The 21,403-nt window shown below is 65.3% G+C and carries 21 protein-coding genes; 7 read left to right on the top strand and 14 right to left on the bottom strand.

Annotated elements, in window-relative coordinates; translation table 11 throughout:
• Window positions 1-40 precede the first annotated feature (40 nt).
• Genes J8G10_RS08890 through J8G10_RS08875 form a run of 4 tightly spaced genes read right to left on the bottom strand, consistent with a single transcriptional unit; the run spans window position 41 to window position 5,648 of the window.
• On the bottom strand, window positions 41-1,969 hold the full coding sequence (locus tag J8G10_RS08890; protein WP_251443330.1) for a zinc-ribbon domain-containing protein: 1,929 nt from the start codon (window positions 1,967-1,969) through the stop codon (window positions 41-43).
• A complete protein-coding gene (locus tag J8G10_RS08885) occupies window positions 1,966-3,036 on the bottom strand; it encodes an ATP-binding protein (RefSeq protein WP_251443327.1) in 1,071 nt (356 codons plus the stop codon). Before J8G10_RS08885 ends, J8G10_RS08890 begins: the two co-directional genes overlap by 4 nt.
• Before the next feature lie 10 nt (window positions 3,037-3,046).
• A complete protein-coding gene (locus tag J8G10_RS08880) occupies window positions 3,047-4,906 on the bottom strand; it encodes a Mu transposase C-terminal domain-containing protein (RefSeq protein ID WP_251443325.1) in 1,860 nt (619 codons plus the stop codon).
• Window positions 4,893-5,648, bottom strand: a complete 756-nt coding sequence (locus tag J8G10_RS08875; RefSeq protein ID WP_251443322.1) for a TnsA-like heteromeric transposase endonuclease subunit — start codon at window positions 5,646-5,648, stop codon at window positions 4,893-4,895. Before J8G10_RS08875 ends, J8G10_RS08880 begins: the two co-directional genes overlap by 14 nt.
• 117 nt (window positions 5,649-5,765) lie before the next feature.
• Here J8G10_RS08875 and J8G10_RS08870 point away from each other — a divergent pair, with 117 nt between their 5' ends.
• The 4 genes from J8G10_RS08870 (at window position 5,766) to J8G10_RS08855 (ending at window position 8,789) form a co-directional block, all read left to right on the top strand.
• Window positions 5,766-6,473, top strand: a complete 708-nt coding sequence (locus tag J8G10_RS08870) for a hypothetical protein (protein WP_251443319.1) — start codon at window positions 5,766-5,768, stop codon at window positions 6,471-6,473.
• A 220-nt stretch (window positions 6,474-6,693) separates the two neighbouring features.
• Window positions 6,694-6,912 carry a helix-turn-helix transcriptional regulator gene (locus tag J8G10_RS08865; RefSeq protein WP_251443316.1) on the top strand — a complete coding sequence of 73 codons (219 nt, stop codon included), beginning with the start codon at window positions 6,694-6,696 and terminating at the stop codon, window positions 6,910-6,912.
• A 143-nt stretch (window positions 6,913-7,055) separates the two neighbouring features.
• Entirely contained in the window at window positions 7,056-7,844 is a 789-nt protein-coding gene (locus tag J8G10_RS08860; RefSeq protein WP_251443313.1) for a helix-turn-helix transcriptional regulator, read from the top strand.
• A gap of 627 nt (window positions 7,845-8,471) precedes the next feature.
• A complete protein-coding gene (locus J8G10_RS08855; protein ID WP_251443311.1) occupies window positions 8,472-8,789 on the top strand; it encodes a hypothetical protein in 318 nt (105 codons plus the stop codon).
• Between the two features lie 37 nt (window positions 8,790-8,826).
• Here J8G10_RS08855 and J8G10_RS08850 read toward each other — a convergent pair whose 3' ends face one another.
• From J8G10_RS08850 to J8G10_RS08840, 3 genes are all read right to left on the bottom strand, one after another.
• Complete coding sequence (locus tag J8G10_RS08850) at window positions 8,827-9,210, bottom strand: hypothetical protein (protein ID WP_251443308.1); 384 nt, start codon at window positions 9,208-9,210, stop codon at window positions 8,827-8,829.
• Window positions 9,207-10,271, bottom strand: coding sequence for a metallophosphoesterase (locus J8G10_RS08845; RefSeq protein ID WP_251443306.1), 1,065 nt, complete (start codon window positions 10,269-10,271; stop codon window positions 9,207-9,209). The genes J8G10_RS08850 and J8G10_RS08845 overlap by 4 nt, the downstream gene beginning before the upstream one ends.
• Window positions 10,272-10,377: 106 nt before the next feature.
• Window positions 10,378-11,214, bottom strand: coding sequence for an alpha/beta fold hydrolase (locus J8G10_RS08840; protein WP_251443303.1), 837 nt, complete (start codon window positions 11,212-11,214; stop codon window positions 10,378-10,380).
• A gap of 294 nt (window positions 11,215-11,508) precedes the next feature.
• Here J8G10_RS08840 and J8G10_RS08835 point away from each other — a divergent pair, with 294 nt between their 5' ends.
• Both J8G10_RS08835 and J8G10_RS08830 read left to right on the top strand, forming a co-directional pair.
• Window positions 11,509-11,904 (top strand): CrcB family protein, encoded by a 396-nt coding sequence (locus tag J8G10_RS08835; RefSeq protein ID WP_251443301.1) that lies wholly within the window; start codon window positions 11,509-11,511, stop codon window positions 11,902-11,904.
• Window positions 11,901-12,275: a CrcB family protein gene (locus tag J8G10_RS08830; protein ID WP_251443291.1), complete on the top strand. Its 375-nt coding sequence runs from the start codon at window positions 11,901-11,903 to the stop codon at window positions 12,273-12,275. Before J8G10_RS08835 ends, J8G10_RS08830 begins: the two co-directional genes overlap by 4 nt.
• A gap of 306 nt (window positions 12,276-12,581) precedes the next feature.
• On the opposite strand, the gene J8G10_RS08825 is transcribed toward J8G10_RS08830, so the two are convergent.
• Genes J8G10_RS08825 through J8G10_RS08810 form a run of 4 tightly spaced genes read right to left on the bottom strand, consistent with a single transcriptional unit; the run spans window position 12,582 to window position 16,724 of the window.
• A complete protein-coding gene (locus J8G10_RS08825; protein WP_251443290.1) occupies window positions 12,582-13,301 on the bottom strand; it encodes a YoaK family protein in 720 nt (239 codons plus the stop codon).
• Window positions 13,298-14,557: a threonine/serine exporter ThrE family protein gene (locus J8G10_RS08820; RefSeq protein ID WP_251443289.1), complete on the bottom strand. Its 1,260-nt coding sequence runs from the start codon at window positions 14,555-14,557 to the stop codon at window positions 13,298-13,300. Before J8G10_RS08820 ends, J8G10_RS08825 begins: the two co-directional genes overlap by 4 nt.
• Window positions 14,557-16,017, bottom strand: a complete 1,461-nt coding sequence (gene fumC / locus J8G10_RS08815; RefSeq protein ID WP_251443288.1) for a class II fumarate hydratase — start codon at window positions 16,015-16,017, stop codon at window positions 14,557-14,559. The genes J8G10_RS08820 and fumC overlap by 1 nt, the downstream gene beginning before the upstream one ends.
• 20 nt (window positions 16,018-16,037) lie before the next feature.
• Window positions 16,038-16,724, bottom strand: coding sequence for a YoaK family protein (locus J8G10_RS08810; RefSeq protein WP_251443286.1), 687 nt, complete (start codon window positions 16,722-16,724; stop codon window positions 16,038-16,040).
• Window positions 16,725-16,924: 200 nt separating this feature from the next.
• Here J8G10_RS08810 and J8G10_RS08805 point away from each other — a divergent pair, with 200 nt between their 5' ends.
• Window positions 16,925-18,136: a cupin domain-containing protein gene (locus J8G10_RS08805; RefSeq protein ID WP_251443283.1), complete on the top strand. Its 1,212-nt coding sequence runs from the start codon at window positions 16,925-16,927 to the stop codon at window positions 18,134-18,136.
• 40 nt (window positions 18,137-18,176) lie between these two features.
• Here J8G10_RS08805 and J8G10_RS08800 read toward each other — a convergent pair whose 3' ends face one another.
• From J8G10_RS08800 to J8G10_RS08790, 3 genes are read right to left on the bottom strand one after another with little or no spacing between them, the layout of a single operon-like run.
• Window positions 18,177-19,253, bottom strand: coding sequence for an FUSC family protein (locus J8G10_RS08800; RefSeq protein WP_251443280.1), 1,077 nt, complete (start codon window positions 19,251-19,253; stop codon window positions 18,177-18,179).
• Window positions 19,250-19,714 (bottom strand): lipocalin-like domain-containing protein, encoded by a 465-nt coding sequence (locus J8G10_RS08795; protein ID WP_251443277.1) that lies wholly within the window; start codon window positions 19,712-19,714, stop codon window positions 19,250-19,252. The genes J8G10_RS08800 and J8G10_RS08795 overlap by 4 nt, the downstream gene beginning before the upstream one ends.
• Window positions 19,711-21,399: an MFS transporter gene (locus J8G10_RS08790; RefSeq protein WP_251443274.1), complete on the bottom strand. Its 1,689-nt coding sequence runs from the start codon at window positions 21,397-21,399 to the stop codon at window positions 19,711-19,713. Before J8G10_RS08790 ends, J8G10_RS08795 begins: the two co-directional genes overlap by 4 nt.
• Window positions 21,400-21,403: the final 4 nt, after the last annotated feature.

Here is a 21,403-nt window from a genome sequence, read left to right as displayed (position 1 = left end):
CGATTCACTTCACTCCGTTGCGCAATCCTCGAGGTCGGGGTTAGCGATGTGGCGCAAGAGCGGCATTCCCGGACCGCTCGTGCCACGGGCATTCCACGCATCCGCCCGACAGGCGGCGGTTCGGGATGCTCTGGTGGGTCTCGTGGCCGTCCTTGCACTTCCAGTGGTGCTTGTCGTTCGACCCGCGCATCACCTCGTTCGGGTATTTGCGGTTGCGGTAGGGGTGCCAGTCGCCGACGAGTTCGAGGTCGGTGGTGGCGAAGTCGTTGAAGCCCTCGAGGAGGAGCCGGCCAGCGCAGTAGGGGCAGTCGCATCCGCGAGTTCGTGCTTCGAGGCGCATGGGGAAAGTGTGCGTGTGCCCGCTCTTGGTGCACAGCCAGATGACTTCGAGCTTCGACCCCTTCGTGTAGTCGGCGGGCTCGCGCCCTTCGTTGAGTTCCGGCAGCCAGCTCGGGACCAGGTGCGGGTGGGTGTCGATGATGCTGCGTCCCGAGGTGCGGGTGCGCTGCTTCTTGCACTCGTCGCACGACTTGCCGCGGACGCGCGCCTTCACAGATGCGCGGTACGAGTGGTCCTTCGGGCAGAGCCAATCGCGCGTCTTCGGGTCAGCGGCGTTCAGCTGGGTGGCCTTCTTGGCGTATCCGGTCTTCGGGTGGAGCTCACGGGCGATGCGGGGGTGTGTCGTGGCGAGGTCGTTGATGCCCTGGATGGTGACGCGGTTGAGGCAGACGCCGCAGCCGGCATCGTTAAGGGTTCGGTTGAAGGGCATGGCCCGGAACGGGTGCCCCTTCTCCGGGCACTTCCACCAGACCACCGTGTGGCTCCGGGCTGCGATGTCGGAGGCGGTGAGGTCTCCATTCAGGGTGGGGTGGAGTTGGGCACCGATGAGGGGCGACACTGTCCCGAGGTCGTTCACACCCCGCTCTACGTGGACCCCGGTGCAGGTAGGGCAGGGGGTCTCGACGTCGTCATCCTCCGTGGTGCGGACCTCGATATAGAGATGACCGCGTGTGCAGTGGATAGTGCGGAACTGCGGTTCCGCCACCGTCGGCGCGTCGTCACTGTCTCGGGCGAGGCGCGCGAGAGCCGAGAGGTTGTCGTCGCCGGTGCACGCGAGGTACTCCCGTGTGCCCTTGAGGGCCGAGGGACGGGGGTACCAGCTGGTGATGTCGTCCGGCAGCTGAAAATCGTGGACGCTGCCGGCGCGGTAGCCGGCGTAGCCGCGCAGAGCCGTGTTCAGTGCGAGGTGAGCGGGCCACAGGTGTAGCCAGACCGCTCGCGCGGCGGCAGGGGTCGAGCGCGCGACGATGTTGGCCAGCGCCTCTCGGAGCCAGGCGAACGTGGCGGCGTACGGGACTGCGGGGTCGAACAGGCGGTGTACCGTCTCGGTCCGCTGGGCCCAGTCGACGATGGCGACGGCGTGACGGAAGGCGCTGGCCGTCGGCTGGTCGAGGTCACTCTCAAGCGCGCTGAGGACCTCGAAGAATAGGTGGAGGTCGAGGCCGCCATCACGACGGAGACGCTGGAACCGGCGGTGAGCGGCGACCTCGGCGCCCGTCACCGCGGTCTGTGTCTCCGCAGTCGTGCCCGGGCCGGTCCATCGCTGGTGGCGCTCGCAGACGAGGTCGTCCAGGTGAGGGTGCTGCTGAATGTGTTCACCGTGGCTGCAGAGCAGGCACGCCCATCGTTCGGTGGTCTGCGACCGGCACGACTCGCAGTCGCCCAGCCCTGCGTCGTCGAGGGGCAGGGCCTTGATGAGCCTGTCCAGCGGGCGCCTGACCTTGGCGCTGAGGAGCGACTCCCATGTCGCGTCGTCGTCGTGTGCCTTTGCGAGCGTGACGAGGTGTCGTGGGAGCGAGTAGCTTTCGCCGTTGGCTGCGAGGGTGCGGCGCGTGAACGAGTCGAGGGTCTCGCGGTGGCCGGGGCGGACGGTGAACGGGAAGCTGCGGTGCAGGGCGATGGGGGTCATGCCATCACCTTCTCGAGCGCCGACATCGACTTGGTCTTCTTCATTGCGAGCACCTTCCGGTAGAAGGTCTCGGCGGTGAGGTCGAGCGTGTAGGCGTCGAGCAGCTTCTGGTCGAGCAGCTCGACCTTCGCCTTGTTCTGGATGAGGTCGATGGCGGTGCCGGTGAGCAGTCGGCTCAGGGAGCCGATGGAACCGCCGGTGCGCTGGTAGAGGTACTCAGCGAGCGGGTCGAGGGTCCTCACCGTGTGGTCACGCAGTTGCAGCTGGGATTCGAACGTGCGGATGAGCAGCTTCCACTCCTTGCGCTGGTCGGTGTCGGCCCAGTCGTACGACTTGAGCTCGATGACTGCGAACCGGCTCATGAGCTGCTGTCCGCGAGCTCCGTGCATGAGGGTGGAGTTGGTCACGTCGAGCCCGCAGTAGAGGAACGTGGCAGACACGTCATTGTGGAGCCCCTTGAGGAGGTCGACGGCTTCGCCGAGCCCGGAGGCGCGGCCCGCGAGGTTGTGGAGCTCGTCGACGACGATGAGTTGGGTGCGGGCGCGGCGGATGGCGCCGACGACCTTGGTTCGGAGGTCGGCGGTGGTGTCGCGGGACAGGACTGAGAGGCCGTAGAAGTCGCAGAACTCGCGGAGCAGGTCCTTGGCGTTGCTGCCGGACGGTACCTCGACGTACGCGGCCGGGATGTGTTCGTCCTGTTCCCAGTGCGGAACTTGCCTGGTGTATTCCTCGAGCACCCACCGCAACAGACGCTTCGCGGTCGTGGTCTTGCCGAGGCTGGAGTCGCCGGACAGCATCACGCCTGAGTGGCCGGAATTGCGTGCCCTGTTCTCCTGGAACGCGCGTGCGAGGAGGAGCTTGCCCTTGGCGACGGTCGACGTGGCCAGGACGATTCCTCCCGAGAGGTAGTCCATCCGTTGCTGGTCGTGCTCGTGCCGGTCGGCAGACGACGTTGTGTCCAGCGGGACGGGGGCAGCGAGCGGGCGCTGCAGGTAGTGCAGCAGGGACTCTCGGCGATTGAGGGCAGTCGTGTGAGAGTTGTGGCTGGTGAAGGCGAGCGTGGTCATGGTGGTCCTTTCAGAAGGTGGGGAGGATGTCGTCGTCGTTGAGCTCTTCGTCGACGACCGTGTACTCGGGAAGGGCAGCGGGCTGCTTGGCCTGCGGGAAGCGCGTTCCGACGAGTTCGGCGTCGGCCTTTGCGGTGAGGGCCCGGTAGTCGTCCTCGACGGGGGCGAAGTCGGGCTCGTACCGGCGCATTGCAGCGCCACGCTCGAGGCACTCGATGAGCTCGCCTTCTCCGCCGATAACCCACACGGCCTCGGGGCTGTAGGGGTCGACCTTCACTTCCCACTTGCCCTTGTGGCGCGGCATGTCCGATAGCGTGCCGCGGAGCATGTTGAGTTCTGGGGAGTCGTACTCGCGCTTGTCGACCTTGACGCCGGTGGCGGTGATGCGGCGGAACTTGCTTGGCAGCATGAGGATGAAGTTGTCTTCGTTGAGCGGCAGGTGCAGCTGCGCGACGCTCAGTGCCGCTTGCCCGGCCTTCTCGTTCGGTGAGATGTGACGCGTCTGATGCAGACGATGGCGGAGGCTGGTGTGAGGTGCGTTCTGCCACACGCTGATGACCCAGTCTTCGAACAGCTCCCTGAGGGCCTCGAGGGTGAGCAGCTTCTCGGTCGGGACTTCCTTGCCCTTGTGCTCGGGGCTGCGGCCGACGTACCCCTCGAGGTGTTGAACGAACATCGTGTTGATGGTGTGGAACTGGCGCTCGACGTGCGGTTTGCTCGTCGGTGTGTATGGCGCGGAGAGGACGACGCTGCCGCCGCGCTGCTCGACTGCGTTCCGGAACGTTGGGGTGATGTAGTCGGTGCCGCGGTCGACGGTGATGTTGGCCGGGTAGATGTACGGGTGCTCGGCAGCGTGACGCTCGTACTCATCGTCGGACAGGAGGGGCAGTCCCGGGTGCTTCCGTTGAAGCAGCTCGCGGAATTCCGAACGGGAGGGACGGTTGGCCCGCGGCGTCAGGGCCTGGGCGAGCAGCATCGTATGGTCGACGCCCTTGGTCCCGTCCAGGCGGAACGTGTAGGCCATGATGGTGCGTGAGTTCACGTCCAGCATGAGGGACAGGCGTGCGCGCTTGCGCTCGCCCTTCGGTGTCTGGACCTCGAGGTCCATCGTGTTGGTGTCGACCTCGACCTGCGAGCCGGGGAGGAGGGGCTCGCTCTTCCCCAGCATGCGGTCCTTGGGGCGGTTGGCGAGAGACTTGCGGGTCTTCGCGCTGCCGGTGACATGCTTGCCGTGACCGAGTCGGTCGATGAGCAGGTACCACGCGGACGTGCTCGGGAGCTTGACGCCCGGGTGCACGGCCTCGAGCGACTTCGTGGTCTGCTCGATGATGCGCTTCTTCGTGCCTGTGGACCACTTCACCTGGTCATTGATGGTCTTGATGAGGTGATTGATGACGACTATCTCGACCTTTTCGTTAGGGATGTAGTTCCTGATGGCTCGTCCGTCGATGAGTCCGACGAGCCCGTCTCGCTGGTATTTCATGAGCTTGCCGAAGAACGTGGAGCGAGCCATTCCGCGTCCTGTGCGCTCCAGCTCGCCGAGCTTGCGGGCGATGCGCTGCTCCTGGCTGGTGGTCTCCAGGTCATACTCAGGCCAGCACTTGCCCTTCCGGCCCACGCCCGTCAGGACCTCTTCGATGTCCGTCGCCAGAATGCTCGCAGCGTGCAGCACATGGGAGGGGACGTGGTCGAGCAGGCGGGGCGAGCGCTGCTTCTCGCTGGGGACGAGGTTGGCGAGCTCGGCGTGGGTCACGGTGCGGCTGTCGCCCGTGACGCGGTGAATAAGGGTCACGCCCTTGGTGGTGGCGGCTTCGAGTTCATAGACGTCTCCGTCGATGGCGACGGCGACGGCGATGTTAGGCGTGGGCATGCGGGAACTCCTGACGGTGAGAGGCGGGGGCGACGAGTGGTGTGCCGTTGGAGAGAAGTGTGTTCATGTCGAACGACAGCGCCCCCGTCCAGATGAGGTGGAACACGTGGCTTCGCGCGAGAGGTGTGCTCTTCGCGGTCATGAGCGTGATGGCGTCGCCCACCGTCGAGTCGTGGCCGAGAGCGGCGAGCAGTTCCTCTTCGGCGTCCGCGCCAGGGTGGTGGCCGGGGTGGCGGAACTGTGCGAGCCAGGTGAGGTTGACGTGGTGCTGGTGCGGGAGCTCGGTGAGGATGCGGTAGTTCCAGCCGACGGTTTCGCAGACGGTGCGGGTCCACTCGAATTGCGCGAGCGCCTTGGCGTTGAGTCGACCGTATGGCTTCACGTCGTAGACGGTCTGGTCACCGCGGGCGTCGAGGGCGATGAAGTCTGGGTAGTGGTAGACGCCGTCTCCGTTCACGAGCAGCATCGGCTGGGAGGTGACGGCGAGGATGTCTGCCGTGTGGTCGAGCCACATCAGGGAGTCGCGTTCCAGCAGCGACTCATGCCAGACGTGCTTCTGGGTCGCGGCCATCCAGTAGTAGCCGTGGTAGTTCCGCTGGTGCGGGTAGGCGTTTCCGACGCGAACCGGGTCGGCGGTGTAGAGCTCCTGAGCGAGAAGGCCGGCGTCGAGCGGTGCTGACTGCGCGACTCCGTCTCGAATCCAGGTCGCAGTGCCGGGTGAGGGTGTTGTGATTTCTGTCATGTCTAGTATTTCCGCGGCACCAGAAACCGAAATGCGTCAGGAAGCAAAATCCCAGTTCTGGAGGTTGAAAAGCGTGATTATGCCGTCGCTCGCTTGCCATATAACATCGGGAAAGCGATGAGATATGGCAAGCGCGAGATCACGGCGGCGGACGCGGCAGCAGTTCTTGCAGTCGGCGAGCGGCATGCTGAGGCGTTGTTGAAGGATCGGCTGATAGCGGGTCGTCAGTTGCGTTCAGGGACGTGGCTCACGAGCCGAGCTGCCGTTGAGCGTTACCGAGCCACTGCGCAGCGGGGGCGGGGGCGTGCACTGAGCACGGCGACCGCGTGGGGCATGCTCTGGGAGCTATCAGGTCTACAGCCCACGTGGCTTTCGGCAAGCACGTTGGCGCGCGTGCGTCAGCAGATCGCTGCGCAATCTGCGGAAGGGATCGTGCAAGCCACCTCTGGTCGAACTCGCGCACATTACTACGCGCCGTCACCAATGAGTCCAGACGTCTCATGGGAGGACCTCATCCGCACGGGAAGGCCCGCTGCGCGTCACCTCGGAGTGCGGGTCAATCGCGCGTACAACTACGCAGCGGGATATGTCCGGGATGGAAGCAGTGTTGCCTTCGCCTCCCGGCATCTCTTCGTCGAGGACTACGACGGCATGAACGTCTTGTTCGACAACACGCTCCCGATCTCCTATTCGGCGCCGTCCATGCCTGACGCCGTCGTGGCCGTGGACCTGACGCTCACGGGAGGTGTGTATGAGCGCGAGCGAGGGATCGCCATCATCGCGCGGTTGCAGAACGCATGGCGAGCGGCACGCGGTCGTAGCTGACCTCGTAGGTTCAGATGGAGCCCGCCGCAGGTGGCTGCGCGTCATGAGATAGCACTGTAATCCCGGTTTACCGGGATTTCAAGCGGCGTGCCAAAGAATTTGAGTGACGCCTAATACCGTTGGACGTGTCTAACGGGGCGCACCATGCATGGATCTCGTCGCCCCCTGTTGAGCATGGAGTGCGATGTGGGGTCCTGAAGCGGCTGCGAGGTTCGGCGGCGTGGTCCGTGCGCTGCGTCAGGACTCCGGCCTGACGCAGGAGATGCTCGCCGTTCAGGTCGGGATCACGAAGAATCAGCTTCAGCTCATCGAGGCTGGCCGGTCGGCTAGTGCGAAGCAGGATGCCGGGCCGTCTAATCCTCGAATGACGACGCTGGTCGGCATCGCCGAGGCTTTCGACCTATCTGTTGAACAGCTCATGGCGGAGTCGCGCCTATAAGTCGTGCCCTCGCTGTGGTTGACCATTCGCGCCAAGCCGCGGCTGGCTCTGCGGGCTGCGGCAGGCGGAGTGCTCAATGAGCACTCCGCCTGATTGCCCTCATTGGCTTGACTGCTCAGTGAGTGCTCAGCAAGAATCGACACATGTCTGAGCGCGCGAATATCCGAAAGAACCTTGGTCTCACCCAATCTGAGGCTGCCGCCCGAGCAAAGGTGAGTCTCGCGACCTGGCGACGTTGGGAGGCTGATCACACAGCCGTGGCCGCCGAGACTAGCCAGGCGTGCGAGCGGGTTCTCGACGTGCGCCCGTTACGAGTTGCGGGCGATGATGAGCTCTTCGAGCGGCAGTGGGCGAATGCGACGGAGATCACCCCCAGGCAGGCGTTCGCACTTGCTGTGGTCCTCGACCTATGGGCGGACGAGCTTCGCGAGTGGATCGCGTCGCCGGAGGAGCCGTTGCACCAGGTCGGCCCCTTCGCTGCGTTCGATGGCAGGGTGATGTTCTACATCGGCGACAACCGCGCATACGCAGAGGAGGCGCGCGAGCGTTGTGCTGCTGTCGCGGGCGAGATCGGGGATGGCGTTCTTCCCGTCATGCGACCGGGGCGTTTCATCGACGAAGTGCTCATCGGAGCCGCCCTCCCGCGCGCGCAGGACCTCCTTGCGGACATGCCGGAGATGTTCGAAGGGATCACCGCGCGACCGGGGAACGGCGACGATGGAATCGGTGATGAGGACTGGGATGTTCTCAGTGACTGGCTGGACGACGAGGCGCACTCAGCCGACTGGGAGGTTCCCCTCGGTCTACCGTCCCTGCCGCTACTCCTCGAAGACCGTCACCCGTTCACCTGGTTCGACGCGCACCGCACCCCGCCCTCGCACTCGCTGCACGTTCCGATGCAAGACCGGCTGCCCGATCCGGACACGATCTAGGTCGTTGGCCAACGTCGCGAACCCTCCGGTCTTCGCTTGCAACGGTCCAAAATCGAACATTGGTACGAATACTGCCAAGGTTGACAAGGTCCTGCCAAGGTGACCTTGGCTGGAGGGAGCCTTACTCTCCGCTGGGATCGGAAGGGCCTGCCAAGGCTGCCAAGTAGTAGTTAGTTCATATATGAGATCAAAAAGTAAGTAGTAGATATAGGGGGGAACTCACTCCCAGATTCTCTATAGGGGCACTCCCCGCACTTGGTCACCTTGGCTGGAGACCCGGCTCCTCTACTCCCGACTGGCCAAACGGGGCATTTCGACCTTGGCAGGGACCTTGGCAGCGCGTGGATCTGAAGAGAATCTTGCGAATCTATGGGAAGACCCTCATTTTCGCCGCAGGGTATGAGGTGAGAAAGAGTCGCGGAGAACACATCCCCGGTCGAAGCACGCCAGAGAGCTGCCGAGCGGCCGCGACCGATGCAGGAGGCGACGGCCTCGCGCCGGGGCCCGTGTTTACCTCCAGAACTCCACAGCGAGTGAATCATCGTCACCTCCACGGGGCCGAGTCCGAGACGTCTGAGGCAGCTCGTATGCTGTGGAGCGTTCGGCCGGAGGAAGGATCGCCGGCTTATGGGGACCAGTAAGAGACTCGCTCCGCTGTACGACCGCTACGCGCAGCACTCATCGGTCCTCGAGGCGTCCCGCGCCGGACCGCTGCAATCGCTGACTGACCGAGAGCTGGCACTCGAAAGGCAGCCCCTGACGATCTACCCCCGCCCTCATCCCAAGGTCTCTGCGTGGGTCCGGTTCGGACCGGAAGCGGTTCAGGTCGATGCCGTGCTGCTGCGCTCGACACGCCAGGCCGCAGGGATCGGATTCAAGGCCGGGGATCAGGTGTTCCGCTGTTGGGTGTGGGGCAACGCCGTCGTCCCCGCCGTGGGTGACTGATGCCCGCAGGCTTGCGGCGGGTGTGCCAGCCTTGCCGTCATGACCGCCACGCCCATGCGTCATGCTCGGCGGCACGAACCGCCTCGTCGAGTCGTCCGTCATAGAGAAGCTCGATGTTGCGAGGCGTGACCGCGCTGGGAAGCCTCCCGTTCAGCCACTGCGCCCACGTCCATCGGCCTGCAGTCCCCGTCGCGAGGATGCCGAGCACGTCCGGCAACCCAGCGACCACCGCGCCGTTCTTGAACTGGAACAACGGGACGAGCAGGGCATCGTCGGATGTGCGCACCGTCAGGAGGCGAAGCTCGTCCCCGGCGCGAACAACCTCCTCCTCAGTCCATCCGAGAACGTGCGCAGCGCGACCGACGGTGTAGCACGGGCCGACGATCTCCGCCCACGGGTTCGACATACTCTCGTCGCTCACGCCTCGTCCTCGGGGCGCCGCGTATGACGGCGGCGAACGTCTTCAATGAGCTCGTCGAGGGTGCGGCGCCCGTTGACGTAGTCGCGGGCATCCTGGGTGGCAGCAGGTGATGGTTTCTTCCCGTCGAGGGCACCGAAGTGCAGCGACTCTGCGACGCTCTTCATCCGCCGTTCGCGCTCGAGGTAGTCATCCTCCCATCGATCTGCCATCCCGCGGATCACCGCGAGGCTCGGCGCAGATACCTTCAGCGTTTTCATGTCGAGGATTCCGAGGTTGCCCTCGTGAGTGTCTCTCCCGAAGCTTGCGACCCGTCGGCCATCTTCGGTCTTACCGCCGCCAGCCACATGCAAGTGGCCATGCATCAGCAGCTCCGGCCGGACGGCATCCCACACTTCACTGACTCGCGCTCGTGACGACGCGGACGCATCCAGCGCGGACTGCGGGAACCCGTGCGGGTTGGTGCGGAGGATTCTCTGGACGGGTCGGACAGGGGTGCCGGCAGGGGACTCATGGGTGAGCATCAGATCCGCGGAGCCACCAGCGATGGCGGCAGCGACGTGCTCGTCGGTAATGGCCTCATCCGGCCACCAGGTCAGCCCTTCGATCCGCGACTCGCGGTCGACCGACGCGGCACCTCCGACTGACAAGACGCGGCGGCCGCCAATGGTCAGGCGCGCCGGGCGCGGGAGGAGCCACGTCATCTTTGAGACGCGCACAGCGGCGCCGGGATGCCTGTTGAGCAGCGGAGTGATCTCGTTCCAGCGGTCGTGATTCCCGAGGGTCACGTAGATGCGCTCGATGCCCGTCTCGGCGAAGACCTCATCAGTCTCGGCGGGCGGCATCTGCCAGTCGCCGAGCTGCAGCATGGTCGTCACGTCTGGCGCGAGGGAAGGCAGCGTCCGTGCCAGAACCTGTGCCCAACCAACATTGCCGTGGAGATCGCCGACCACTGCGACGCGCGTATCCGGCAGCGTGATGCTCGCCGTCACCTCTAGAGCCTTCATCTCGACCTCGTCATGCAATCCAGATATACCGGGAATCTGGATGGATGTCGAGGTCATGCGCCACGGCATCCTGGCCTTTCCCGGATTCTTAACGAGTCCAGGAACGCGCGCGAGGCCGTGTGTTCGACAGTATCGAGCACACGGCCTCGGGGTGTGGAACGGGTCAGCCCTGGATGAAGGCGAGGATGTCTGGGTTGATGACGTCCGCGTGAGTGGTGAGCATGCCGTGCGGGTACCCCTCGTAGATCTTGATCTCGGAGTTCGGGAGGAGCTCGTGCTGCTTGATGGCTGCGTCCTTGTAGGGAACGACCTGGTCGTCGTCGCCCTGGAGGACGAGGACCGGGACCGAGATGGCCTTGAGATCTTCGGTCTGGTCGGTCTCGGAGAACGCTTTGATGCCCTCGTAGTGGGCGAGTGCGCTCCCCGTCATGCCCTGGCGCCACCAGTTCGCGACGACGGGCTCGGAGAGTTCCACTCCTTCGCGGTTGAACCCGTAGAACGGACCCGAAGCGACAGCCTGAAAGAACTCGGCGCGGTTCGCGGCGAGTGCCTCACGGAAGCCGTCGAAGACTGAGATCGGGGTGCCCTCCGGGTTCGCGTCGGTCTGTACCATCAACGGTGGAACCGAGGAGACCAGGACCGCCTTGGCGACACGGCCCTGCGGCTCGCCGTACTTCGCGACGTAACGGGCGACCTGGCCGCCGCCGGTCGAGTGTCCGATGTGGATGGCGTTGCGGAGGTCGAGGTGCTCGACCACGGTGTTCACGTCGCTGGCGTAGTGGTCCATGTCATGGCCGATGCTGGTCTGCGAGGAACGACCGTGGCCGCGACGGTCGCTGGCGACGACGCGGAATCCCTTGCCGAGGAAGTAGAGCATCTGGGCGTCCCAGTCGTCCGACGAGAGCGGCCAGCCGTGGTGGAACATGATGGGCTGGGCGTCGCGGGGGCCCCAGTCCTTGAAGTAGATATCCGTACCGTCGTCCGCGGTCACAAAGGGCATGAGGGTCTCCAAGATGTTCTCGAGCCGGGCAGCGCCCGGCTTCCGTCATGAGATCTCCGCGCGGGTCGGCGGAGTCACACCTCACGGTAAGTGGCCGAGCCAGCGAGACGGCTCCGACGTTTGACGAGTCCTCATGCTCGCTCTGGCGAATCGGCGATTGTCGACATCGGACTCGACAGTCGTCGTGCTCCGCGCCGTTCCACCACACCTAGGGTCACTGAGACGGAGGAGGTCAATCATGTCTCACGGAGTATCGACGATGCGTGCGCACATCCACTTCCCGGGTGGTTGGTGTTGAACCCCTACATCCTCGTCTTCATCGGTGGAACGGCCGGAACGCTTCTGCGGATCCTGCTCGGCTTGGTTCCCGGAGACTCCGAGTTTCCATGGGTCACGTTCGTGATCAACATCACTGGCGCGGGGTTGCTGGGAGTCCTTTACGGGCTCACCAGCCGCTTCGTCGTATCCACCTCAGCGCGCACTCGGATGAGGCTTCTGCTCGGAACCGGACTGATGGGTGGCTATACGACCTACAGCACTTTGGCCGTCGGAACGGACGGCCTCATTCTCGGGGATCGCCTGCTCCTTGGCGCCGCGTATGCCATTCCCACGGTCGTGCTGGGGATCCTGTCAGCGTTCCTCGCTGAGCGCGCGTGCCAGGCCCGCACTATTCCGGTAGCCCGGGCATGACCCCTACCATCGGTCTCCTCGCCGCTCTGGCCGGAGGACTAGGCGCCACGGCGCGATATGCACTCGACTCCCGCATCACGGCGCACGTCGGCGGTGCGTTCCCGTGGGGAACTTTCATCATCAACGTGACGGGAGCTTTCCACCTCGGCGTCGTCACCGGGGCCGCCGACGCATCGCTGCTGCCCGAATCATGGAGCGTCGTGCTCGGCCTGGGATTTCTCGGCGGATATACGACGTTCAGCACCGCGAGTGTTCAGGCCGCTGAGCTCTTCGCCCGCCGACGCACGGGGCTTGCTGTCGGTTATGCGGGCGGCATGCTTACCGCGGCGCTTGCGGCGGGGCTGCTGGGACTTGGTCTGTTCTCCGCGTGACTACCGTCCTGCAAAGCCGCGGCTGCTGGGATCACTCGCGACGCCGGCGGCTGAGCGTCTGCGCGCTTGAGCCGAGAGGTCAGGGCGTGCCCTGCTCCGGCCCCCCAGCCGAACTCCGTCTCCTCGCCAGACGGTCCCACAGCGCAATCACGAGGACGCGAAGTACCAGGACCGGGAGAATGAGCACGACGTAGGCGACGAGGATAGGCAAGGCGAACGCATCGTTTCTCCCTGATGCTGCGACAGCCGCCGTCGCCGAGTCGTGTGTACGCGGCGGTTTCGCATTCGAGTGCCGGAGGCTCATTTTCAGGCGCTTTTCTGTCGAACGTCGGGGGAACGAGGGTTCGGAACGTCGAAGGAACCGGGACGAATCGTCGTCAGGAACAGTGCCAACGCGAGCAGGGCGGGCAAGACAGCCGCGTGGTCGCCGAACAAGGTCGCTCCGGCTGCGCCGACCAGGCACCCGCCGATGAAGCCCGCGAGCAGTGGCCATGCCTGGGTCCATCTCTGCCGCGCTTGCTGATCCTTCCCCCGCGACCGGGCGATGTCCGTGACGGCGATGGTTCCCGCGACGAGGTTGCCGGTCATCACCGCGGTGGAGAGGGCGCGATCCGGGACTAGATGGAGGTAGGCATTCTGGGCTGCCATTGCACACACCGCGAGCATCCCGATGAGGACGGCGATCCCAGATTTCGGGTGTGCCGACGCTTGGGTGGTGAAGGACAGCACGGCTGCCGCGATGAGGAACGCCGCCTGAATTCCGAGGAGCAACCTGTTCGTCGCAGAGGTATGGGCACCGACCCGACGGGCGACGAAGGTTGCGACCACGGTCGCGACGATGAACACCGGCACGGCCAGCATCGAGGCGAGGTCGGGGAGTGTCCCACGCACGACGTCTGCGGCTATCACCACGAGGTTGCCGGTGACGTGTGCGGAGAAGAATCCACCGAGCAGCAGCCAGCTTGTGACGTCGGTGACCCCGGCGATGACCGCGAGGGCAGCAGGTAGTGAGATCTGCCGGTTCATGTCATCCGCCTCAGCCGGATGAGTTCGTAGAACCGCATGGGGATGGCAAGCCCTGCCGTCATCGCCATGATTATGAAGACTGCGGTTGCACCATCGCTAAGCGCCCCGAACGACGGTGACGCGCTGCCGGCAAACGTCAGCACCCCCAGTGCGTCGATGGTGCGGAAGATGTAGACCCCTGGGACGAGCGAGACGACGGCCGCGAAACCGATACCGGCGAACGGAATGTGCTTAGCGTGGGCGACAGGGGCCAGCGCGAACCCGACGAACAGGCACGCGACAAGCGCGCCCACCGCGATGTTCCAGCCCCACACGTCCATGACGAACCACCGGAGTCCGTGCGCGACCGCGCCGATAACGACTGGCCACCAGATGAGCCGCAGGGGCATCGCGAAGTACACCGGATATGACGCGGCGGCGATGGCTGCCGCGAGGACGTCCAGGCCAAGTGCGACCTCGCGTCCCTGTGGGGTGGGTGGGAGTCCCGTGCCGAAGGCGGCCAAGCCGATGGCAAGCCCCGTCCCGATGGACAGCAGGAGTAGGCCGGCGTATCCGAGACGCGCGAAGCCGAGCGGGATCCGCAGGTTGAGCAGGTCGAGCGTGGCGTTGAGGATGTGCGGTCCGGGGACCAAGATCATCGCAGGGCAGACGGCGATGAGCCGTAGAGCGGAGCTGAGATCTGCGTGCACGGCAAGCCCACCGATGAGCCCCGCGATGAGAGCGGCGGTGAAGACTTGGCCTATGGGTCCGACGTGCAGGCGTGCGAGCGCCCGGCGGGCGACACCACCGAGCACTGCGCTGCCCGCCGCGAGCCCTACGGCCGTTGCGTCCTGGGCGCCGAAGATGACCGCCAACGCGGCGGAACCGGTGGCGCAGGCGAGGAGGAACAGCCAGATGTTGGCCGGCCGCATCTTCTTCGCCTCGGCGAGTGCCGTTGCAAGATGGGACTCGCTCGCTGATCCCGCGCCTACCTTGTCGATTGTTCGCATCAGCCTCGCGACGGCATTCATGGCGATTCCGGTCGGTGGCGCGACAACGATGCGGGGCGCGGAGGCCACGCCGGTGCCGCGTTCCGCTAGTGTCACGGACGTCCAGGCGGGGATGAGTTCGACGTCGGTGCCCAGGCCGTGGTTCATCCGGTCGATGGCGGCGAGCGTTACCGAGGTGGACTCACCTGAGGCTTGGAGCGTCGCCGACGCGCTGGCGATGAGGTCGTGCCTCGTCGCCAGCGCGTCGACGTCGTTGTGCAGCTGCATCAGGCTCCGCCGACTCCGCGACCGACGAGGTCGGCCGGCACGACGATGGAGTCGAACTGCTCTGCGGTGACCTTGCCGGAAGCAAGCGCCGCATCGCGAAGCGTCTGGTCTTTCGCCAGGGCGTCCTCTGCGATGTGGGCGGCGTTCTGGTATCCGATCACAGGGCTGAGCGCTGTCACGAGCATGAGGCTCTCGCCGACGTAGGAGCTGATCTTCTTCTCGTTCAGTTCTGTGCCGGATACCGAGTACTCGAGGAACTTCGCCATCCCGTCGCCGAGGATCCGCGCGGAGTGGAGGAAGTTGTTGATGATGATCGGGCGCATGGCATTGAGCTCGAAGTTGCCCTGCGAGCCCGCGAACGCCACGCCCGCGTCGTCCCCGATGACCTGGATGGAGATCATCACGATGGCCTCGCACTGGGTCGGGTTGACCTTGCCCGGCATGATGGACGAGCCCGGTTCGTTGGACGGGAGCACGAGTTCCGCGAACCCGGTCCGCGGCCCAGAGGCCAGCCAGCGCATGTCGTTGGCGATCTTCATCAACGACACGGCCAGTCCGCGCAGCGCCGCATGAGCGCGGACCATCGCGTCCAGCGAGCCCTGAGCCTCGAACTTGTTCGGGGCGGTGACGAACTTCTTGCCTGTCAGCTCGGCGATCTTCGCCGCGACCTGCACGGAGAACCCTTCGGGCGCGTTCAGGCCCGTACCGACCGCGGTTCCGCCAAGGGCGAGCTTCAGCAGGTCTTCACGGCTGTGTTCGATGTCGCGGATGCCCGATTCCAGTTGCGCCGCGTAGCCTGACCACTCCTGTCCGACGGTCAGCGGAACAGCGTCCTCGAGGTGGGTGCGGCCGATCTTCACGATGTCCATCCACTGCTTGGATTTGCGTGCAATCTCTGCGTGCAGCGCCCGCAGGCTCGGCAGCAGCCGGTCGTCGAGCTCGGTCAGCGCGGCGACGTGCATCGCCGTGGGGAACGAGTCGTTGCTGGACTGGGCCATGTTGACGTCGTCGTTGGGGCCCACGGGCTGCTGGGTGCCGAGCTCGCCGCCGAGGAGCTGGATGGCGCGGTTGGAGATCACCTCGTTGACGTTCATGTTGCTCTGCGTGCCGGATCCGGTCTGCCAGACGTAGAGGGGGAATTCTTCGTCCAGGTCGCCCGCGATGACCTCGTCGGACGCCTGGACGATGGCCTTCGACTTCCAGGGGGCGAGACGCCCGGCGTTCTCGTTCACGAGTGCCGCGGCCTTCTTCACGACGCCGTATGCGCGGTAGACCTCGATGGGCATGTGGTCGTGGCCGATGGAGAAGTGCTGCAGGGAACGCTGTGTCTGTGCGCCCCAGTAGCGCTCGGCGGGAACGTCGACAGTTCCCATGCTGTCGAACTCGCTTCGCTGGCCGCTCTGTCCGGTGCCGATGGGCACGTTCTGGTACTCGGGGGTGTTCGCGTCGGTCGTGGTCATGGGGTGCTCCTTCTCGGTTTTCAGGGGGTGGGGTTGTTCTGCGTGGGGTCGATGGGGCCACGCGCCGACGATGTCGCGATGAACAGGACGAGGAGGACGACTGCGGCAGTGGCGAGCGACGCTCCGGCCCACAGCTCGTCGATGACGAAGCCCGTGCCGCCACCGACCACGAACGCGATGAGAACCACGAGGTAGGCGCCGGCGGGTCGCATGTGCGCTTCACCGTCGTCGGAGATTCGGCGGCCCAGTGCTCGGGCGACGAGGCTCGCAGCCATCTGGACGACGGAGGTGACGGCGATATTGCCGTAGAGCATTCCGGTTTCGCGGTGGAAGGCATTGCCCTGGACGCCCGCGATGAAACTGACCGTCCAGGCGACCGCCCACGGGCTGATGTGGGTCGTGGCCGTGAGAACCGCGAGAACGGCGACGAGCGCGACTTCAAAGACGAGGACTTCGGCGGAGTAGGGCTTGTCCTCACGTGCGCGCCACAGAACGTAGATGCTGCAGACGAACGCGCCGAAGGCGAACACGACGACGCTGGTCGCTGCGAGGAGCACACGTCCAGGGTTGCCGTCGGCGAGGAAGTAGCCGATAGACAGCAGGTTGCCGGACTGGACGGTAGCGAACGTGCCCACCTGTCCGAACGTCCAGGCGTTGAGAAGACCGGAGACGAGAGCGAGCGCGACCGCTGCGGGTGCCGTCTCCAACAGTGGGTATCGGCGAGTGAGAGCGTGAGCTGGCTGTGACATGGGGCCTCCTGCGTGGGTGCCTTCTCATGAGAGTGCCGATTGCGCTGAGGGCCTTGCGACGAGAGTCGAATGTGCATTCGTCACGATTCGATGCGCTCCGAGCCGCCCGCTGGGCAGACTCCTGGGTATCGTCCGGAATCGTCACGAAGGAGCACCGCATGGACACATCCGAGAACCCCGAGGTGGGTCACGAAGTCCCCTCGCTGGGTAACCCCGACCTGCCGCAGGAAGGCGAGATCAACATCGCCGACCACCCGCAGAGCAACACCATGACCGGCCCGCAGAACGAGGCCATCGAGTCGCAGTTCCCGAACCAGATGCACGCGCCTGCGACGGACATCAGCACGCAGCCGTTCTTCTGGTCGTCGTTCAACATCTCACCCCGCCGGGTGCAACGCGGCGGCTGGGCGCGGGAGCTCACGAAGCAGGACTTCCACATCTCCGACGAGATCGCCGGTGTGAACATGTACCTCGAGCCCGGCGGCATCCGCGAGTTGCACTGGCACCAGACCGCCGAGTGGGCGGTGATGACCCGCGGCAAGGCCCGCGTCACGACGCTCAGCCGCTCCGGCCTGCCTGCTGTCGAAGACGTGGAGGAAGGCGACCTGTGGTTCTTCCCCGCCGGTACCCCGCACTCCCTCCAGGGACTGGGCCCGGACGGTGCCGAGTTCGTCCTCGCATTCGACGACGGCGACCAGTCCGAATCGAACACGCTGCTGCTGACCGACTGGTTCGCGCACACACCTCCCGAGGTGCTCGCGAAGAACTTCGGCGTCGCTCAGGAAGTGTTCTCCGACATCCCTCTGCACAACCTCTGGATCTTCCCCGGCGAGGAGCCGCCAGCGCTCGACGTGGACCAGGCCGCGGCCGGGGTCGAGTGGGGCATGGAGCCGGTCATCTTCCGCCTGTCGCGCTCGAAGCCGCTCTACCAGAACTCGGGCGGCAGCATCCAGATCGCCGATTCCTCCAACTACAAGTACTCGAGCACCGTCGCTGCGGCGCTCGTCACGGTCGAACCGGGCTCGATGCGGGAGCTGCACTGGCACCCGAACGCCGATGAGTGGCAGTACTACCTGCGCGGTTCGGCCCGCATGACCGTGTTCAACACGGGTCCGCACGCGAACACGACCGACTTCCGTGCGGGCGACGTGGGTGTGGTGCGCAAGAACTTCGGCCACTACATCGAGAACACCGGTGACGACGTGCTGCAGTTCCTCGAGGTGTTCCGCACCGACACCTACGAGGAGATCTCGCTCGCCAACTGGCTGTCGCACGTGCCGCCGCAGCTCGTCTCCGCGCACCTCAACATCGACCCCGCCGTGCTCGCGACGTTCCCCCGAGGGGCCCAGGGCATCACGCCGCTGCGCTGAGTCGCGAAGTCATAGCGGAAGGGGGTGAGGCGCTCGAGCGTCACACCCCCTTTGCCGTGTTGTTAGATCCGACTCCGCGAGCTGCCCACCTCCGGGTGATGCTCACAGCACCCAGCACGACGCCGGCGACGGCACCTCCGACGACGGTGTCGATGATGCGTGTGCCCATGGATGCTTCGAGCAGCGGACGGCTGCCGCCGGCCACGAGAAGAAGCGCCATAGGAGTCACCACCATGAGCGCGAACATGAGGTTGCTGCGGATGAAGAACACGAACCCGAACACGAGTCCGCCGACGACGGCGACTAGCGCGAACCCCTCGGGTATCCAGATCATGAAGACGAGCGCGATGCAGACACCAAGAGCTGTTCCGATGAGCCTCTGGGCCGTCCGGAGAGTCCCGAGGTGCAGGTCGGAATCCTTCTGCAGGATGCCGATGACGGCGAGAAGCACCCAACCGACGTGGTGGAGTCCCAGCAATGCGCTCACAAGCACCGCGAGCACGACCGCGACGGTGAGGCGCGCGAAGATACGTGCAGAATCCGGCTTCCAGCTGTAAGCCCAACGGTAGTCATGAGGGAGTGCCGCATCTGCGGTGCGTACCTGTTTCAGGGCGAGCGGCGCGACGATCACGACGTACCCGGTGACGACGCCCAGTGCGACAACCGAGATGACGAGTAGCGGGTCCATCCCGCTTCCCCCCATCGACAGGGGTGCGGTCAGCTGTCCCGTGGAGCCGGCAGTGAGGACCGGGAAGATGGCGCCGGGCGGGCCCACATTGAACGTCAAGCTCGCGTACGAGAAGACAATGGCGACGATGCTCATGGCGAGCAGGCTTGTCGGCAGTGAACTTCCCGTGCTGATGCCGATGACGGTTCCCACGAGGAAGCCGACCGCGATGACCGGCAGTTTCGCGGCTCGTTCTCGCCTGCTCTGCCCGGAGAGGTACAAGACGATGAGCGCTCCGAAGGCCGCGAGGAGTCCCAGTCGGAGTTGCCCGAACGCCGCGAACACGGCCGGTGGGCCGGCGACCGCGATGGTCGCTTGGGTGGCGGGAACCCACGCGCCAGGTGCGGGAGAGAAGTGAACAAGCGTCCGTGCGATGCGGGCCGCGCTCATGACCCCTGCGTCGCGCGCGCACCCACCCGCGTCCAATGGAGTTCGCTGTGGAACGTGAGTCCGTCGATGGTGGTGCGTGGAGATCCTGTGATGAACAGATCGTTGCCTTCGATGCGGGCATGCCGTGCTTGCGGCTTGCCCTCCCACCCGGTGAACAAGGCGACGTCCACGTGATGCGTGACCGTGTCGTCGGCGGAGTCGAGGGTGTAAGGACCGGCGTAGGCGATGAACCCTCCGGCCATGAGCGCCAGGTTCGCGGTCGACACGGACTGCGGGTCGGGGTCGTTCGTGCGAACCCGATCCGTCGACCCCAGGGTCGCTGAGACGATGCCGTCAGGGCTGTACGAGAGGTAACCCTTCACGTCGGGACCGAACTCCGGCATCCGTACGCCGTCGGCGAAGACTTCCGTCGCGCTGACGAGCCGCCATGCTCCGATGAGGTCCGAGGCCGTGAGCGTCATGAGGTCTTCTCCTGTCGGGTGCGTGCTGTCACAGTGGGGTGCTTGTGTCGCGGCTTCGTGTGTGCGCCGGCGACACTGTCGTGCTCGATGAGGTGGTTCACGTCGACGGACAGTGCAAGCGCGCCGGCTGTCTCGATGACGACCTGGTCGTACTGGGTGAGACGGGTCTGGTGCTGTTGGAGATGTTCGCTCCAGCTGCCGACCCCGAAGACTTCTACCCACGTGCCGTCTTCCCTGTCCTGATACAAGGCCCACGTGCGAGCTCCGGTTCGTCGGCGGCTGTGCTCGACAGCATTCATCTGATGTAGGAACGCGGCTTCCTGCTCTTCGGCTATGTCGTAGCGGACGAGGACAAGAGTGGGGCTGTGCCCGTCGATGTCGTGAACAGCGTCCGCCAGCGGAAGGGCGAACGTGTCTCGCTTCTTGTCTGCCGTTTCCAGCAGTGGCCAGAAGAGCTGCGATACGGCGACGACGAGCGTCGCCGTACCTGCAATGGCGCTGGTGGCGATGGCACCGATCCACCCGGCGATGAGTCCGCTCGCGAGGCCGCCCGCGGCCAACGCCCCGTAGAGCACCATCTGGTAGACGGAGAGGCCCCGCGCGCGGACCCAGACGGGGAGAAAGGACTGAACGGCACCGTTGAGCGTGGCAACGACGCCGATCCAGGCGGCTCCAGCCACCGCGAGGATCGGCAGAGTGAGGAAGAGCCACGAAGATCCGGCAACGCCGATGGTGGCGGCCCCGAAGAGAGCCGACGACAGCAGCACTGTCCGGTTCGCACCGAGGGCTTGGAACCACGGAATGATGAACGCCGCGCCCACGGAGCCGATACCGAGCCCTGCAAGCAGGAGCCCGTACCCGGCGGAGTCGAGATTCAAACGCTGTGTGGCAATGAGCGGCAGCAGCGCGTACAACGCGCTAGCCGGGACGACGAACGCTCCGAGACGCACGTACATGCGGCGGACGACGGCAGCCTGAGTGACGTAACGAAGGCCCGCACGGGCTGCGTCGACGAACCGCTCGGCCTGATGAGGGTTCGGGCGGTAGGTGCGCCAGCCGATGAGGACGATGAGGAATGCGGCGAACGACAGCAGGTTCATCCCGAAGACGAAGGCGATCCCGAAGCCGGAGAGCAGGACGCCGGCGACTGCTGGCCCGATGGCACGGGCGACGTTGACGGATATGGCGCTGAGGGACGCCGCCATCGGCACCATACGAAGCGGGACGATCTCGGTGGCCAGCGCTTGGTAGGCGGGAAGCTGCACGGCCGTCGCCGCGCCGAGGAGCACGGTGATGAGCAGCAGCAGATACGGCGTCATCTCGCCTGTCGCGGTCAACGTCACGAGAGCCGCGCTCAGCAGGACCTGGAGTGTCTGCATCCAGATGAGGATGGAACGACGGTTCAGGAATTCGCCGAGCACTCCCGCCGGGATACCGAGGAGCAGCACCGGGGCCGCAGACGCTGTCTGGATCAGGGCGATGAGAAGAGGGTGGGTGTGCTGCTCCACCATGAACCATTGCGCTCCGACCGTCTGCATCCAGGTACCGATGTTGCTGACCAGCGCCGTCAACCACAGTGCTCGGAAGATCGGCACAGCGAGGGGCGCCCAGATCGACGTGCGGGGTGCGGTGTCGTGGGAAGTCGTGACGTCGCCGGTTGCGGGTCGGGGTGCCGGTGTGTTCATGGCG

It is taken from the genome of Microbacterium sp. USTB-Y (assembly GCF_023703415.1).
Taxonomy (GTDB): domain Bacteria; phylum Actinomycetota; class Actinomycetes; order Actinomycetales; family Microbacteriaceae; genus Microbacterium.
This window is presented reverse-complemented; position numbering and strand designations above follow the sequence as displayed.